The sequence below is a fragment of the Glycomyces dulcitolivorans genome, from assembly GCF_003265355.1.
In the GTDB taxonomy this organism is placed as follows: domain Bacteria; phylum Actinomycetota; class Actinomycetes; order Mycobacteriales; family Micromonosporaceae; genus Glycomyces; species Glycomyces dulcitolivorans.
This window is the reverse complement of record NZ_QFRW01000321.1, coordinates 1-14,727: the sequence shown is the minus strand read 5'-3', so window position 1 is coordinate 14,727 and position 14,727 is coordinate 1. Positions and strand designations below refer to the sequence as shown.

General features: G+C 71.1%; 14 protein-coding genes. 7 read left to right on the top strand and 7 right to left on the bottom strand.

The window, feature by feature from the left end:
• Window positions 1-18: 18 nt before the first annotated feature.
• Complete coding sequence (locus DI269_RS23815; RefSeq protein ID WP_198667697.1) at window positions 19-1,554, top strand: glycoside hydrolase family 43 protein; 1,536 nt, start codon at window positions 19-21, stop codon at window positions 1,552-1,554.
• A gap of 25 nt (window positions 1,555-1,579) precedes the next feature.
• On the opposite strand, the gene DI269_RS23810 is transcribed toward DI269_RS23815, so the two are convergent.
• Complete coding sequence (locus DI269_RS23810; RefSeq protein ID WP_112140609.1) at window positions 1,580-2,035, bottom strand: universal stress protein; 456 nt, start codon at window positions 2,033-2,035, stop codon at window positions 1,580-1,582.
• 227 nt (window positions 2,036-2,262) lie between these two features.
• Between DI269_RS23810 and DI269_RS23805 the strand changes: the two genes are divergently transcribed.
• The 5 genes from DI269_RS23805 (at window position 2,263) to DI269_RS23785 (ending at window position 7,348) form a co-directional block, all read left to right on the top strand.
• The gene (locus tag DI269_RS23805) at window positions 2,263-3,702 is read left to right on the top strand and encodes a basic amino acid/polyamine antiporter (RefSeq protein WP_112140607.1); all 1,440 of its coding nucleotides are present in this window, start codon (window positions 2,263-2,265) and stop codon (window positions 3,700-3,702) included.
• A gap of 20 nt (window positions 3,703-3,722) precedes the next feature.
• Window positions 3,723-4,964, top strand: a complete 1,242-nt coding sequence (locus DI269_RS23800; protein WP_112140605.1) for an arginine deiminase — start codon at window positions 3,723-3,725, stop codon at window positions 4,962-4,964.
• A 714-nt stretch (window positions 4,965-5,678) separates the two neighbouring features.
• Window positions 5,679-6,560, top strand: a complete 882-nt coding sequence (locus tag DI269_RS23795; protein ID WP_112140603.1) for a sigma-70 family RNA polymerase sigma factor — start codon at window positions 5,679-5,681, stop codon at window positions 6,558-6,560.
• Between the two features lie 90 nt (window positions 6,561-6,650).
• On the top strand, window positions 6,651-7,139 hold the full coding sequence (locus DI269_RS23790; RefSeq protein ID WP_112140601.1) for a DUF2975 domain-containing protein: 489 nt from the start codon (window positions 6,651-6,653) through the stop codon (window positions 7,137-7,139).
• Window positions 7,139-7,348 (top strand): helix-turn-helix domain-containing protein, encoded by a 210-nt coding sequence (locus DI269_RS23785; protein ID WP_112140599.1) that lies wholly within the window; start codon window positions 7,139-7,141, stop codon window positions 7,346-7,348. The genes DI269_RS23790 and DI269_RS23785 overlap by 1 nt, the downstream gene beginning before the upstream one ends.
• A 69-nt stretch (window positions 7,349-7,417) precedes the next feature.
• On the opposite strand, the gene DI269_RS23780 is transcribed toward DI269_RS23785, so the two are convergent.
• Window positions 7,418-8,254, bottom strand: coding sequence for an aldo/keto reductase (locus DI269_RS23780; RefSeq protein ID WP_112140597.1), 837 nt, complete (start codon window positions 8,252-8,254; stop codon window positions 7,418-7,420).
• A gap of 117 nt (window positions 8,255-8,371) precedes the next feature.
• Between DI269_RS23780 and DI269_RS23775 the strand changes: the two genes are divergently transcribed.
• Window positions 8,372-8,839 carry a rhodanese-like domain-containing protein gene (locus tag DI269_RS23775; protein WP_112140595.1) on the top strand — a complete coding sequence of 156 codons (468 nt, stop codon included), beginning with the start codon at window positions 8,372-8,374 and terminating at the stop codon, window positions 8,837-8,839.
• A gap of 74 nt (window positions 8,840-8,913) precedes the next feature.
• On the opposite strand, the gene DI269_RS23770 is transcribed toward DI269_RS23775, so the two are convergent.
• The 5 genes from DI269_RS23770 to DI269_RS23750 form a co-directional block, all read right to left on the bottom strand.
• The gene (locus DI269_RS23770; RefSeq protein ID WP_112140593.1) at window positions 8,914-9,696 is read right to left on the bottom strand and encodes a hypothetical protein; all 783 of its coding nucleotides are present in this window, start codon (window positions 9,694-9,696) and stop codon (window positions 8,914-8,916) included.
• Complete coding sequence (locus DI269_RS23765) at window positions 9,693-10,238, bottom strand: SigE family RNA polymerase sigma factor (protein WP_232822882.1); 546 nt, start codon at window positions 10,236-10,238, stop codon at window positions 9,693-9,695. Before DI269_RS23765 ends, DI269_RS23770 begins: the two co-directional genes overlap by 4 nt.
• 352 nt (window positions 10,239-10,590) lie before the next feature.
• A complete protein-coding gene (locus tag DI269_RS23760; RefSeq protein ID WP_112140589.1) occupies window positions 10,591-11,877 on the bottom strand; it encodes a glycosyltransferase in 1,287 nt (428 codons plus the stop codon).
• Entirely contained in the window at window positions 11,874-14,147 is a 2,274-nt protein-coding gene (locus DI269_RS23755; RefSeq protein WP_112140587.1) for a glycoside hydrolase domain-containing protein, read from the bottom strand. The genes DI269_RS23760 and DI269_RS23755 overlap by 4 nt, the downstream gene beginning before the upstream one ends.
• Window positions 14,148-14,150: 3 nt before the next feature.
• A partial coding sequence (locus tag DI269_RS23750) for a histidine phosphatase family protein (RefSeq protein ID WP_112140585.1) occupies window positions 14,151-14,727 on the bottom strand: 577 nt, incomplete at its 5' end.

The following is a 14,727-nucleotide window of genomic DNA, read 5'->3' as shown; positions in this document are numbered from 1 at the left end:
CTGATGCACCCTTCCCGAGTGTCCGCAGCCGTGCACCCGATCGTCCCGGGCTTCCACCCCGACCCGACCGTGTGCCGGGTCGGCGAGGACTACTACCTGGCCCATTCGAGCTTCGAGTACTTCCCCGGGGCGCCGATCTTCCACAGCCGGGACCTCGTGTCGTGGCGGCGGATCGGGAACATCCTCGACCGGCGCGGCCAGTTCCTGCGCGCCGACGGCCGCCCCTCCGGCGGCATCTACGGCTCGACCCTGCGCCACCACGGCGGCCGGTTCTATTTCGCGACCACGAACGTCGGCGACGCCGACTCCGGCCAGACCATCGTCTCCGCCGAGGACCCCGCCGGGACCTGGAGCGACCCCGTGTTCGTCCCCGACGCGGTCGGCATCGACCCCGACCTCGCCTGGGACGAGGACGGTACCTGCTACCTCACCTGGGCCGGCGCCGTCGCCTCCGGCGACGGCGGCAACGGCATCTGGCAGGGCCGCCTCGACATGAAGACCGGCGAGTTCGAGGCACCCCCGTATCTCGTGTGGCAGGGCTCCGGCCTCGCCTATCCCGAAGCGCCGCACCTGTACCGCATCGGCGCCCACTGGTACCTGCTCCTCGCCGAAGGCGGCACCGAACGCGGCCACTCCGTCACCATCGCGCGCGCCGACCGCCCCGAGGGCCCTTACAAGTCCTGCCCGCACAACCCCGTCTTCAGCCACCGCTCCACCCCGCACCCGGTGCAGAACACCGGCCACGCCGACCTCGTCGAGACCGCGACCGGCGAATGGGCCGCGGTGTACCTCGCGGTCCGCCCCGGCGGGTTCACGCCCTCGTTCCACGTGCTCGGCCGCGAGACGTTCCTCGCCGGCGTGGACTGGGTCGACGGCTGGCCCGTCTTCGACGAGTCCCGCTACGAGTTCGCACCCGACCCGACCCCCTTCGACGACGACTTCACCGCCGCGAAGCTCGACCACCGCTGGGTCGCGCCCGCAAGCGAACCCGCCAAGATCGCCGTGATCCGCGACGGCGGCGGCCTCGACCTGCGCGACCCGGGCGACCGCTCGCCGGGCCTGCTGTGCACCCGCGTCACCGATCTCCGCTGGGAGGCCGAAGCGGTCTTCACCGGCTCGGGCCGCCTCGAAGTCCGCATCGACGACCGCCACCGCTACGGCCTGGTCTTCGCCGACGGCACGGTCCGCGCCGAAGCCCGCATCGGCGGCATCCGGGCCGAACTCGGATCGGTCGAGATCGGAGGCGAGGCACCCAGCGCCGGACAAGGCGAATCGCTCGACGCCGATCGGCGTCGAGCGGTCCTGCGGATCGAAGCGGTCGAGTGCGAGGCCGAGACCATGACGGCCTACGGCCCCGACGACCTCGTCCTGTCCGTCGGCGGCACCGTCCTGGCGCGCCTGGACGGCCGCTACCTGTCCACCGAGGTCGCGGCCGGGTTCACCGGCCGGATGCTCGGCGTCGGTGCAGTCGAAACCAGTGCAGTCGAGACGAGTGCGGCCGCAGCCGGCGGCACCGGCTCGGTGCTCCACCGGTTCACGTACCGGCCCGCCTAACGCCGCGGCCCCGACGCAGCGGCACCTAGTCCTTCTGCGACAGGTCGCGGACGACCACGACCGGGCACGGCGCGTGCGAGACGCAGTACTGGCTGACCGAGCCGACGAGCGTCCCCACGAACCCGCCGTGCCCGCGCGACCCCACGACCAGCAGTGCGGCGCCGTCGGCGGCGTCGATGAGGACCTTGGCCGCATGACCGGCGACCGCGTTCTGCTCGATCTCTACCCCGGGGTCGCTTCCGGCCGCCTGCTCGATCGACCTCGCCAGGGACTCCTTCGCGGCGGTCTCGAACTCCTCGCCGCTGGGCAGCACCATCATCCCCGTCCCGTACTGGGCGGGCACCTCCCACGCGTGAACGGCCTCGATCACGGCGCCGGTGAGCGCCGCCTCTCGCAGGGCCCATTCGAGCGCCCGCAGCGACGCGGCCGAGCCGTCGACGCCGACCACGATCCGGTCGGGCTTGCTCTCCGAGACGTCCATGTCCGCTCCTTCCGTCCGACCCCATCTGGGGGAGCCGAACGGGTACCCGCCGCGGCCCCCGCCGAATCCGAGCCCAGTTCACGCCGGTCGTCTCCGTGCACACGCCCGCCGCCCCCGCAAACCGGTCGATCGGCGCGAATCGCGGCCCCGCCGCCCGGACGGGAGTTATATTCAGGCCCGATGCCCATCGGCCACCGGGGACCGCGGGCAGGACCTGCGAGGATCCCATGGCGCACGAGACCGCGACCGAGGCCCGTCCCGCGGCGAAACTCGCGTTCTGGACGCTCACGTCCATGGTGGTCGGCTCAATGGTCGGCGCCGGCGTCTTCTCCCTCCCCGCCCGCTTCGCCCAGCAGACCGGCGTCGCCGGCGCCCTCGTCGCCTGGGCCATCGCCGGCACCGGCATGCTCATGCTCGCCTTCGTGTTCCAGCAGCTCGCCATGCGCCGCCCCGACCTCGACGCCGGCGTGTACGCGTACGCCAAGGCCGGGTTCGGCGAATACCCCGGCTTCTTCTCCGCGTTCGGGTACTGGGCCTCGGCGTGCGTCGGCAACGTGACCTACTGGGTCCTCATCATGTCGACCGTGGGCGCGATCGTCCCGGCGCTCGGGGAGGGCGACACGGTCCTGGCGATCGCCATCTCCTCGGCGGGCCTGTGGGGGTTCTTCCTCCTCATCAAGCGCGGCGTCAAGGAGGCCGCGGCGATCAACCGGATCGTCACGGTCGCCAAACTCGTCCCCATCATCGTGTTCGTGATCCTGGCGCTGTTCTTCCTCGACCCGCACGCGTTCGCCGAGAACTGGGGCGGCGCCGACTACGCCGGCTCCCTGTTCAGCCAGGTCAAGGGCACGATGCTCGCGACCGTGTTCGTGTTCCTCGGCGTCGAGGGCGCCTCCGTGTACTCCCGGCACGCCAAGCGCCGCGAAGACGTCGGCCGAGCCACGATCACCGGGTTCCTGTCGGTGTTCGCGGTGTTCGCGTCGGTCACGATCGTGTCCTACGGGATCATGCCGATGGACGAGATCGCCGAGCTGCGCCAGCCGTCCATGGCCGGGGTCCTGGAGCACGCGGTCGGCACCTGGGGCATGGTCTTCGTCTCGGTCGGCCTCATCGTGTCGGTCCTCGGCGCGTACCTGGCGTGGACGCTCATGGCCGCCGAGGTCCTGTTCGTGGCCGCCAAGGACAAGGACATGCCGCGGTTCCTGGCCCGGTCCACGAAGGAGGACGTCCCGGTCCCGGCCCTCGCGCTGTCGACGGCGCTCAGCCAGGTGGTCCTGGTCGTCACCTACTTCTCCGAGGACGCCTTCAACTTCGCGCTCGACCTCACCAGCGCACTCACGCTCATCCCGTTCCTGCTCGCGGCCCTGTTCGCGGTCAAGGTCGCCGCGGGATGGGACCGCGGCGCGGTCGGCGAACGCACCGGCGGGGCGATGCCGATCGCGCTCCTCGCCGTCGTGTACACGGCGTTCCTGCTGTTCGCGGCGGGCCTGAAGTTCGTGCTGGTGTCGTTCATCGTGTACGCGCCGGCCACGATCCTGTTCGTCATGACCCGCCGCGAGCAGGGCCGGCGCCTGTTCAGTCCGGGCGAGGCGGTGCTGCTGGCGGTGTCGGTCGCGGGCGCCGTGCTCGGCATCGTCGCACTGTCTCTGGGCTGGATCATCATCTAGAAAACCCTTGGGGGAAACCAATGACGGATGCATACGGAGTCCACTCCGAGGTGGGCAGGCTGCGGAAGGTCCTGGTGTGCCGCCCGGGCCTGGCCCACCGGCGGCTGACGCCGACGAACGCCGACGGGCTGCTGTTCGACGACGTCATGTGGGTGGAGAACGCGCAGCGCGACCACCTCGACTTCGTGAACAAGATGCGGGCCAGGGGCGTCGAGGTCGTCGAGCTCCACGACCTCCTCGCGGCCACGGTCGCCGACCCGGCGGCCCGGTCGTGGCTGCTGGACCGCAAGATCACGGCGAACGAGGTCGGCCTCGGCCTGATCGAGCCGACCCGCGCGTACCTCGAATCGCTCGCCCCCGCCGACCTCGCCGAGTACCTCATCGGCGGACTGTCCACAGCGGACCTTCCGGAGGACCTGCGCCCGGGCTACATCGCGCTGGCCCGCGAGTCGACGGGCGCCCGCGAGTACCTGATGCCGCCGCTGCCGAACACGCTCTACACGAGGGACACGACCTGCTGGCTCTACGGCGGGCTCACGCTCAACCCGCTGTACTGGCCCGCCCGTCACGACGAGACGCTGCTGATGAAGGCGGTCTACACGTTCCATCCGGACTTCACGGGCGCCACGGTCTGGTGGGGCGACCCGGACCAGAGCTGGGGGCAGGCGACGTTCGAGGGCGGCGACATCATGCCGGTGGGGAACGGCGTGGTGCTCATGGGCATGAGCGAGCGGACCTCCCGCCAGGCGATCACCCAGGTCGCGCGGGCGCTCTTCGAGCGGGGCGCGGCCGAGCAGGTCATCGTCGCAGGGATGCCGAAGCTCCGTTCCGCGATGCACCTGGACACGGTCTTCACGTTCGCCGACCGCGACGTGGTGACCCTGTACCCGCAGATCATGGACGCGGTCCACACCTTCACGCTTCTCCCGGCCGACCGCGAGCCGGGCCTCGACCTGGTCGACCACGGCACGACGCCGTTCACCGAAGTAGTCGCCAAAGCGCTGGGCCTGCCGGGCCTCCGCGTCATCGAAACCGGAGGAGACGTCTACGCCTCCGAACGCCAGCAATGGGACTCGGGCAACAACGCGGTCGCCCTCGAACCGGGCGTGGTCATGACGTACGACCGCAACACCCAGACCAACACGCTGCTCCGCAAGGCCGGCATCGAGGTCATCACGATCGTCGGCGCCGAACTGGGCCGCGGCCGCGGCGGCGGCCACTGCATGACCTGCCCCATCAGCCGCGACCCGGTCGAGTTCTGATGCCCGCCCGGTCCGCCCGCTCCGCGGGCGGACCCCGGGTTATCCACAGGCGGAAAGATTTTCCTGGCACCCCCGGGCCACCCGTGCCAGGGTTGGACCATGCGCCTGAACAGCACCGACACTCGCACCACCGGCCCGCACAGCCGGAACATCGAGGTGCCCGCGCCCCTGCGCCGAGTTATCCACAGGCGCGAAAACAATCCTTGCCGCTTTGCAGGCCAGGGTGTTGTAGTTAGTAGTAAAAAAGCCTCCTCATACCAGAGTCTTACTCTGGTTCTCGCAGGTAGGCGGCACAGTGGGATCGATCGAGCCGCACCAAGTCCGCGGGCGGGTGCACCCGCCCGCGGCACCTGCGAGAACCACCGGGGCGGTGCCGACGGAGGCCGTCGGCACCGCCCCGAATCCCCCGCGGGGATAGCGGGTGGACATGGCGCGACATGTCCACCCGCAACAACCCTCAACCCCATCGCCGGACCCGCACCACCTGAACCGCGCAGGCGGTGACCGCACCCCGCCTGCGGGGACCCGACCCCCACGGGCGGTGACCGTAGCCCCCGCCTCCGGGTCTCGAACCGCCCAAGTGGTGACCCCGCCCCTGTCTCCGGCGCTCAAACAGCGCGGGCGGTGACCGCAGCCACCCGGCCTCGCCCAGCGGTCACATTCGCAGCGAGGATTGCGTCATACCGGTGACCGCACATGAGGAGGGGACCGGATATGACCGACGACCAGTGGCTCGCGCGACGCTTCGACGAGGACCGGCCGCGCTTGGAGGCGGTGGCCTTCCGGATGCTCGGCTCCTCGGGGGAAGCCGAGGACGCCGTCCAGGAGGCCTGGTTCCGCCTGGCCGCCAGCGACGCCGACCGCATCGAGAACCTGTCCGGATGGCTCACCACCGTGGTCGGCCGGGTGTGCCTGGACCAGTTGCGGCGGCGCAAGTCGCGGGCCGAGCAGCCCATGCCCGAGGCCGGGCCCGAGCCAGCCGCGCTGCCGGGCTTCACGAACGCGCCGGCCGACCCGGAGTCGTCGGCGGTCATGGCCGACTCGGTGGGGCTCGCGCTCCTGGTGGTCCTGGAGACGCTGGAGCCGGCCGAGCGGCTCGCGTTCGTCCTGCACGACATGTTCGGGGTGCCCTTCGACGAGATCGCCCAGGTGGTCGACCGGACCCCGACGGCCGCGAGGAAGCTCGCGAGCCGGGCCCGCGCGCGGGTGCGCGGGACCGGGGAGCCGGAGCGCCGGGACACCGCGCGGCAGCGGGCCGTGGTGGAGGCGTTCATGTCGGCGGCGCGCGAAGGGGACTTCGACGCGCTGGTGTCGGTCCTCGACCCGGACGTGACGCTGCGGACCGACGCGGCCGAGGTCGGGACGATCCTGCGCGGCGCGGCCACGATCGCGGGCGGGGCGATGACGTTCGCGGCCATGGCGACCCAGGCGCAGCTCGTGCTCGCCGAGGGGAAGATCGGCGCGGTGTCGTCGATCCCGGGGATGCCCACGCGGGTGCTGGTGTTCACCGTCGAGGACGGGCGGATCACCGCGATGGAGGGGATCACCGACGCCTCGCGGATCCGCGGCATGGAGCTGACGCTCCTCGACGACTGAGCTCTGACGCATACTCCCGGGATCGTGCCTCATATCGATTCTCGATCGATAGCTATTGACTTTCGATAGATACCGATCGAGAATCGATGTATGAACCTCTTCTTCACCGTCGTCCTGCGGATGGCCGTCGCCGCCGCTCTCCTCGCTTCGCTCTTCGGCCAGATCATGATCGTGCCCAACTCGGGGATGCCGGAGTTCGAGCACTACTACGGCCCCGATCTGGCCCCCGTCCTCGGCGCCGCCTCGATCATCGGCGTCGCCTGCGTCCAGGTCATGCTCGTCGCGGGCTGGATGCTCCTCGGCATGGTCGACCGCGACGCGATCTTCAGTGCCAAGGCGTTCCGCTGGATCGACGTCATCATCGGCGCCGCACTCGCGGGGGTGCTCCTCTCGCTCGCGGTCACCGTCTGCTTCTTCGCCCTCGACTCCGGGAGCGACGAGATGGGCTTCATCGGCGCGATGCTCGGCCTGGCCTCGTGCATCGGAGGCGGGGCCTCGTTCGCGATGCTCATGGTCATCATGCGCGGGCTGCTGCGCAAGGCCACCGAACTCCAGACCGAGATGGCCGAGGTCATCTGATGGCCATCGCGGTCGACATCGACGTGCTGCTGGCCGAGCGCGGCATGTCGGTGGGCGAGTTCGCCGAGGCCGTGGGGATCAGCCCCGCGAACGTGGCGGTCCTCAAGAACGGCCGCGCGAAGGCGGTGCGGTTCTCGACCCTCGAAGCGATCTGCCGGGTGCTCGACTGCCAGCCCGGCGACGTGCTCCGCTGGGTCCCGGACAAATAGGCAACTGAGAAAGGCGACTGAGAAGCGAACGGCGGCACCGGTGTCCCGGTGCCGCCGCTTTCGTCGCTCCTAGTGGCCGAACTTGTCGGAGTCCGCGGCCGCGCCCTCGCCGCGGTCCAGGGCCGTGAGCGCGGCGACGTCGGCCGCCTCCAGCGCGAAGCCGAACACGTCGAGGTTCTGCTCCAGCCGCTCGGTGTTCGCCGACTTCACCGCGACCGCCAGGCCCAGCTCCAGGTGCCAGCGCAGCACGATCTGCACCGGCGTCCTCCCGTACTTCTCGGCGAGCGCGGTGACGACCGGGTCCTTGCGGACCTCGCCGCCCTCGCCGCCGATCGGGGACCACGACTGGGTCACGATCCCCTTGTCCGCGTGGTAGGCCCGCGCCTCGGCGCGGGTCGTGTACGGGCTGAGCTGGATCTGGTTGACGTCGGGGACGACCCCGGTGGCGTCGATGACGCGGTCGAGGTGCGCGGGTTTGAAGTTGGAGGTGCCGATGGCCTTGACGCGGCCGGATTCGAGCAGCCGGGCGAGGCCCTGCCAGGCCTCGGTGTACTTGCCGTGCTGCGGGTTCGGCCAGTGGATGAGCAGGAGGTCGAGGTAGTCGAGGCCGAGGAGGTCGAGGCGGCGCTCGGCAGCGTCGGCGGCGAGGTCGACGCCGTGCCACTCCTTGTTGAACTTGCTGGTGACGAACAGGTCCTCGCGGGCGACACCGGAGGCCTTGAGGCCGAGGCCGACGCCGCGTTCGTTGCGGTAGTTCTCGGCGGTGTCGACGAGCCGGTAGCCGAGGCCGATCGCCTCGGCGATCACCCGTTCGGCCTCGGTGTCGTCCATGGGCCAGGTGCCCAGGCCCAGGAGCGGCATGTCGGCGCCGTGGGTGAGCTTGACCGTGGGTGCGGTGGGAGCCATCGGTGAGTCCCTCTCTCATCGGATGCGATTCGGCGTCTACGCTACCCCGGTCCCGAGCCGTGGAATCGTTTGTACCAATGCAAAATATTGTTTGTATTGGCATGTAGCTTTGGAAGCATGGGAACGAACGAGAACGCCGTGCTGCGCGTGCCCCCGGCCTCCCCCGCCGACGCGCTCGCCTATTTCACCGGCCTGATGACCTACAGCACCGACGTCTCCGACGTCTACGCCGCACTCGATGGCAACGATCCCGGCTTCACGCTCGTCGACTCGCGCGGGGCGGCCGCCTGGTTCCAGGGCCGCGTCCCCGGCGCCGTGCACCTGCCGACCGACGAGATCGCCGCCCGTGCAAGCGAAATCGACCCCTCGAAGCCGGTGGTCGTCTACTGCTGGGGCCCGGGCTGCAACGGCGCCTACCGGGCCGCGGTCGAGTTCGCGAAGCTCGGCTACCAGGTCAAGTACATGATGGGCGGTTTCGAGTACTGGGTGCGCGAAGGCCTCCCGGTCGCGACCGACGCCGGCGTCGAGCGTTCCAAGCCGGACCCGCTGACGGCCCCGTCGAGCGGCGTCTCCTGCGCCTGCTGATCAGCTGCTGGAAAACGGGTGCGGGGGTCGGCCGGTGCGGCCGGCCCCCGCACCCGCTCCGGGGTGGACGGGCACTAAGCGAATGCGCCTTCGAGGGTCCCCGTCTCCCCGTCCTCTCCGGTGGCGGTGACCGTGAACGAGTCGCCGTCGCCGCTGCGCGGACCCCCGTTGGGGTCGAACTGGCCCGCGAGCGTGTATTCGGCCCCGGCGGGGACGACCGCGCCGTCCTTGAGGGTCCAGCGCATGACCGTGTAGCCGTCCTCGCTGGTCACGACCGCCTCGGTGAAGAGGTTGTCGTCGGTGGTCCAGGAGTCGACGAACGTGAGGCCGTCGCCTTCGTCGAGGCGCAGTTCGACTTCGAGCCCGGTGAGGTCGCGGTCGCTGGTGAACGCGAGCTCCGACTGGGTCCAGTACTCGGTGTTGTTGGCGTTGATGCCGCCGGTGGCGTGCAGCCAGTCGGGGGCCCCGGGCCCGTCGCCGCCGGTCTCGCCGCTCGTTTCGTCGGGGCCGCTGCCGGTCTCGTCGGGTCCGCCGTCGGTGGACTCGGCGCCGGTGGTCTCGTCGCGGCCGCTGGGCTCCTCGGTCTGTGAGCCGGGTCCGGCGGCGGGCGGCGCGGGGTCGGGGTCGGCGGAGGGCCCCAGGCCGAGGCCTTGTCCGAAGAGGACGACGGCGCCGATGAGGACGACGGCCGCGCCGGTGGCGAGGGCCAGGTGGGGGACGAGGCGGCGGCGCTCGGCGGGGGCGGCGGCGCCGCGCGGTTCCCGCATGCCGTCGGAGATCCGGGTCCACATGCGGCCCTGGTCGGGTTCGAACTCCTCCGCGGTGACGCGGAGCCGGTCGGGCAGTTCGTCGTTCACGGCCCCACCCCGTTCCTGACCGAGGCCCGCGCGGGGCCGTCCTTGGGCGGTCCGAGGAGCCGCCGCAGCTCCGCGAGGCCCTTCGAGGTCTGGCTCTTGACGGTGCCGACGGAGATGCCGAGGGCGTCGGCGGTCTCGCGCTCGGACAGTTCGAGGGAGTGGCGCAGGACCACGCAGGCGCGCCGGCGCAGGGGGAGCCGGTCGAGGGCGGCGCGGACGTCGACGACGGCGGCCGTGTCGGGGCCTTCAGCGGCGTCGGTGGGCCGCTGCCAGAACAGCATGTTGCGGCGCCTTTCGCGCACGGCGGCGCGGATGCGGGCCTTGGCGAGGTTGGCGACGATGCCGCGCGCGTACGCGATCTGGGAGCGGGCCCGCCGGGCCTGGTCCCACTGGCGCCACACCGCGAGCATGGCGTCGGAGGCGAGGTCCTCCGCCGCGGCCCGCTCGCCGATGAGCATCCACGCGAAGCGCGCGAGCTCGGCGTGGTGCCGCTCGAAGAAGGCGCGGAAGGCGTCTTCCTCCAGCTTGGCGGGGACGTCCAACGGGGGCCTTCCGGTCGCGTTGCGGGGAGGCGATTCTAGCAGCATGACCGTGACCCCCTCACGTTCCGTTGCACGACAGGCGCAGGCACCCCCGGTGCCCGCGCCTGTCGATCTCCCATGGCAGGAAGCCCATCCGATGGAACCAACCGGAGTCGTTACGGGCGCGCCATGGCGGGGGTGACGGTGGAAGTCGGTGAGGACATCGCGGTCCTTCCCTCCGGTAGATGTTCGGTGCGGCGGAGCCGGGTTGCCGCACCGTCATCCAGTTGCCGCGGGCGCCCCGAAGGTTGCCGCGTCCCCGAAGATTTCTCAGAAGTTTTTTCGGGGGCGGCGTCCGCGCAGGTGGAGGGGTCTAGCCGACGGCGGCGGGGACGTCGAAGAGTCCCGCGAAGAGGTTGTCGAAGACGGCGGTGCGGTCGAAGCGCATCGCGTACGCGCGGGCGCGCTCGGCCCGCTCGGCGCGCTCTGCGGGCTCCATGGCGACGGCTTCGTCGAGGGCGGCGGCGAGGGCTTCGCGGTCGGCGGGCGGGACCTCGATCGCGGTGTCGCCCACGGCTTCGGGGATGCCGCCGGTGCGGGTGGTGATGACGGGGCCGCCGCCGGCGAGCATCTTCTCGACCAGGGCGATCCCGAACGTCTCGACGAACTCCGGGCGCGGCTTGGACGGCAGCGCATAGGCGGCGCAGCCGTTCATGAGCAGCGGCTTCTCCTCGTCGGAGACGTCGGAGAGGAACACGACCCGCTCGTCGCCCTCGGCGAACACCTTGGTCTCGGCCAGGGCCGGGCCGGTCCCGGCGATGACGAGCTTGTGGGTCTTGTACGCGAGGGAGTCGCGGTGGGCGGCGATGAGGTCGTCGGCGCCCTTCGCGGCGGCGACGCGCGACAGGAACAGGACGTACTTGTCGCGTTCGAGGCCGCGCGCGGCCAGCGCTGCATCGACGGCCGAGGGGTCGAGGCCGGTGTAGAGGCCGGCGTCGACGGCCGGGTAGGAGACCTGGACGCGGTCGGCGACCTCGGCGGCGAAGCGGGTCCCGCACGCGCGGTCGACCTGCTCGGCCTCCTCGGCGATGAGGTCCTTCGTGTACTGGGAGACCGCGACGCACCGGTCGTTCGCGAGGTACGTGGTGAAGAGGGCGGCGGCGGCGCCGAGCTCGCCGCGGGCGAGGCACCCGCGCACGACGTTGGTGATGTCGGAGCCGACCGCTTCGGCGATGGTGGTGACGTCGGCGCCGAGCCCGGCGGCCCGGACGGACCGCAGGGCGTCGACGACGGCGTTCGCGTGCGGCGACAGGTACATCGACATGCACACCGTCGGCACCCCGTCGGTGAACAGCTCGAAGAGCCGGCCGGTCATGCCGAGGAGGTGGCGGCCGTCGGGGACGCGGTAGTCCCCGACCGGCCCGGGCCGCTCGACGGTGATCCCCTCGGAGTACGGGAGGAGCTCGTCGAGCGGTTTGAGCGGCAGCCCCGCGGCCTGCAGCGCGTCGATCGGCCAGGTCACGATGCGCACGTCGTCGAAGCCGCGTGTCAGCGCGACCTCCGCGAGGCCCCGGGCCTCGGTGGCGTGGCCGCAGATGACCGGGTCGGCGCGGACGACGATCACGAGACGGCGCTGCGAGTCGCGGGACTGCTTGGTCACGGTAGGAACTCCTGGAAGCGGGCTCCGGCGTCCCGAGCGAGGTCGGTGCGGTCGGAGGCGGACGGCGGGCGCGTCTTCGTCGCCCAGTCGGACGGTTCGGCTCCGAGCTCGATCTCCAGCCTCCCGCCGCCGTGCAGCTGGTTGCCGGTGATGAAGCTCTGGTCCAGGGGCCTGCCGTTGAAGCGGGCCGACTGGACGTACTGCGGGGCGGACCCGCGGGCGTCCTCGCCGATGCCCTGCTCGGTGTGGCCGGTCGTGACCACCTCGAAGTCGTTGCCGCCGAAGCGCAGCTGCGCTTCGGCGAACGCGGGCGCGTTGACGAGGAACAGGTTCTGGCCGGCGACGGGGAACAGCCCCAGCGACGCCCACACGTACCACGAGGACAGGGCCCCGGAGTCGTCGTTGCCGGGGAGGCCGCCGCGGCCGGTCCCGAACTGGTAGGCGAGCGCGGCGTGCACGATCTCGGCGGTCCGGTCGGGCCTCCCGGCGTAGTGGTAGGCCCAGGGGGCCTCCATGTCCGGTTCGTTGTTGAGGCCCTCGAACCGGTTGAGGTCCATGCCGATCGGGAACTCGGGCCCGAACGGCGGGACGCCCAGCTGCACGACCGGGTCGGCGCCGTACCCGAAGAACCGGTCGAGGACCGACGCGAACTCCTTGTCGCCGCCGGCGAGGTCGATGCGCGAGGCCATGTCGTGGAGCAGCCGGAACGAGTAGTTCCAGCGCCCGCCCTCGTAGAAGGAGGAGTCGCGCAGCAGCCCGTCGGGGCCGAACGCGTTGATCCAGTGGCGGGCCTTCGCCTCCAGCTCGTCGGCGAGCTTCAGGTCGCCGAGGCCGCGGGCGATGATCGCGGTGCACCAGTAGCCGGTGGCGAGGTCGAGGGTGTGGCTGATGGGGTGGACGACGCCGCGCTCGGTGTAGTCCTCGCCGTAGCCGCGCCGCAGGTCGTCCTGCATGTGGACGAGCGCCCAGTCCCATTCGGGCCCTTCGAGGCCCAGCTGGAACCCGTCGGCGAGGACGGTGTGCGCGAGCGCCGACGCCTGCCGGAAGAACCGGTCGGAGCCGCGCGCCATCCGGTACCCGATCGGGAGGTTCCCCTCCTCCTCGGCGATGCGGACGATCGCCTCCAGCATGTCGGCGCCCTTGGCCGGGTTCAGGGCCGTGAGCAGCGGGAACTGGGTCTTGTACATGTCCCACATGGTCGCGATGTCGAACACGAACGGGCCCTTGGACGGCCAGAACGGGCTCTCGTCCTGCGCGAAGCACGGCTTGATCAGCGAGTGGTACAGGCTCGTGGCGAACACCTGGCGGCGTTCGGGCGTCCCGCCCTGGACCTCGACCTGGGAGAAGTAGTCCGACCACGCGTCCCGCGTGTCCTCCAGGGCCTGGTCGAACCCGGCCCCGCCGGGCAGGACCTGCTCCAGGTTCTTGCGGGCCTGGTCGGTGCCGCGCATGGAGAACCCCATGCGGATCTCCACGACCTGCCCGGCCCTGGTCGGGCCCATGAACATGAGGCCGAACGGGCGCAGCGTGGTGCGCCGGATGTAGTCGAAGTCCAGGCGGGTGCCGCCGTCGACGCGCCGCCGGTCGTACCAGACGAGCTGGCGCCACCCGGGCGCGTCGGTGTCGATGTACACCGACAGCGGGATGCCCTCCATGACGACGGTGCCCTGCGCGCTGCCCTGCCCGAGGGACTCGATGCCGGCGCGCAGCGGGACGGTGGTGCCGTGCTCGATCGCGAGCCCGCCGTACGAGAAGTCGAGGACCACGCGCGAGGACGACGACTCGGGGAACGTGTACCGGTGCACGGCGGTCTTCGCGCCGACGGTGAGCTCGCAGCGGATCCCGTTCTCCAGGGTCGCCGCGTAGTAGCCGGGCGAGGCCTCCTCTTCCTCCAGCTTCCAGCGGTTGCCGAGGGAGTCGAGGGGCTCGATCATGGGCGTGACGCGGAAGTAGTTGTAGTACTTGCGGATCGCGCCGGTGCCGGACTGCTGGAAGTGGGTGAAGCCGCTGGCCATGTAGTCGTCGTACATCTGCTGCGGGGCGCCCTCGGTGGACATCCCGTACAGGCCGTAGCCGGTCGGGTAGGCGCCCGAGCACGCGCACGCCGAGACCATGCCCAGCGGGTAGCACGCGCCGGGGTGGGTGTTCCCCACCTGGGCCTTCGGCCACCACCAAGCGGCGGCCAGCCCCTGCGCCGCGGGCAGATCGGTAGCGGCCGTACCGATGAACGGGTCCACGCTGTCCAAGATGCGACTGAGATTAGAGCTCATTCGTCACATCCTCGTTACGGGCGAATGAACGCGCAAGCGTTCACGCGCACTTCGTCTAGAATCCCGCCCTGAGCCACCCGAAATGCAAGCTTTAGACGCCTTCCCCGACGCCCGTCCGCCCCGTAACCCGACCAAGTGGTCGACCATCGCGATCGACACGACCTCCAGCCCCGCGATCACCGTGATCGCGCCCGAGGGGACCCCGTCGCGCAACAACGCCTCCGGGACCGCCGCGTCCCCGAGGAGGGTCCGCAGCAGGTCGACCGTGACCCCGCCGTGGCACGCCACCGCCACCGGCCCCTCCTCTCCTCCTCTCTCTTCGAGGAACGCCCGGAACCGCGCCCCGGCCGCCCGCGACGAATCCCCGGACTCCGGCGCGAAGTCCCGGTCCCCGGTCGTGCGCGCCCAATCGTCTGCGAAGCGCTCGAACGGCACCCGGCCGTCCCAGTTGATCCGCTCGGTCACCCGCGCATCGACCCGCACCGCGAGCCCGGCCGCCCCGGCGACCGCCGCCGCGGTCTGGCGCGCCCGCAGCAGCGGACTCGCGAACACCGCCCGCAGGCCCTCCCCGCGCAGCCGC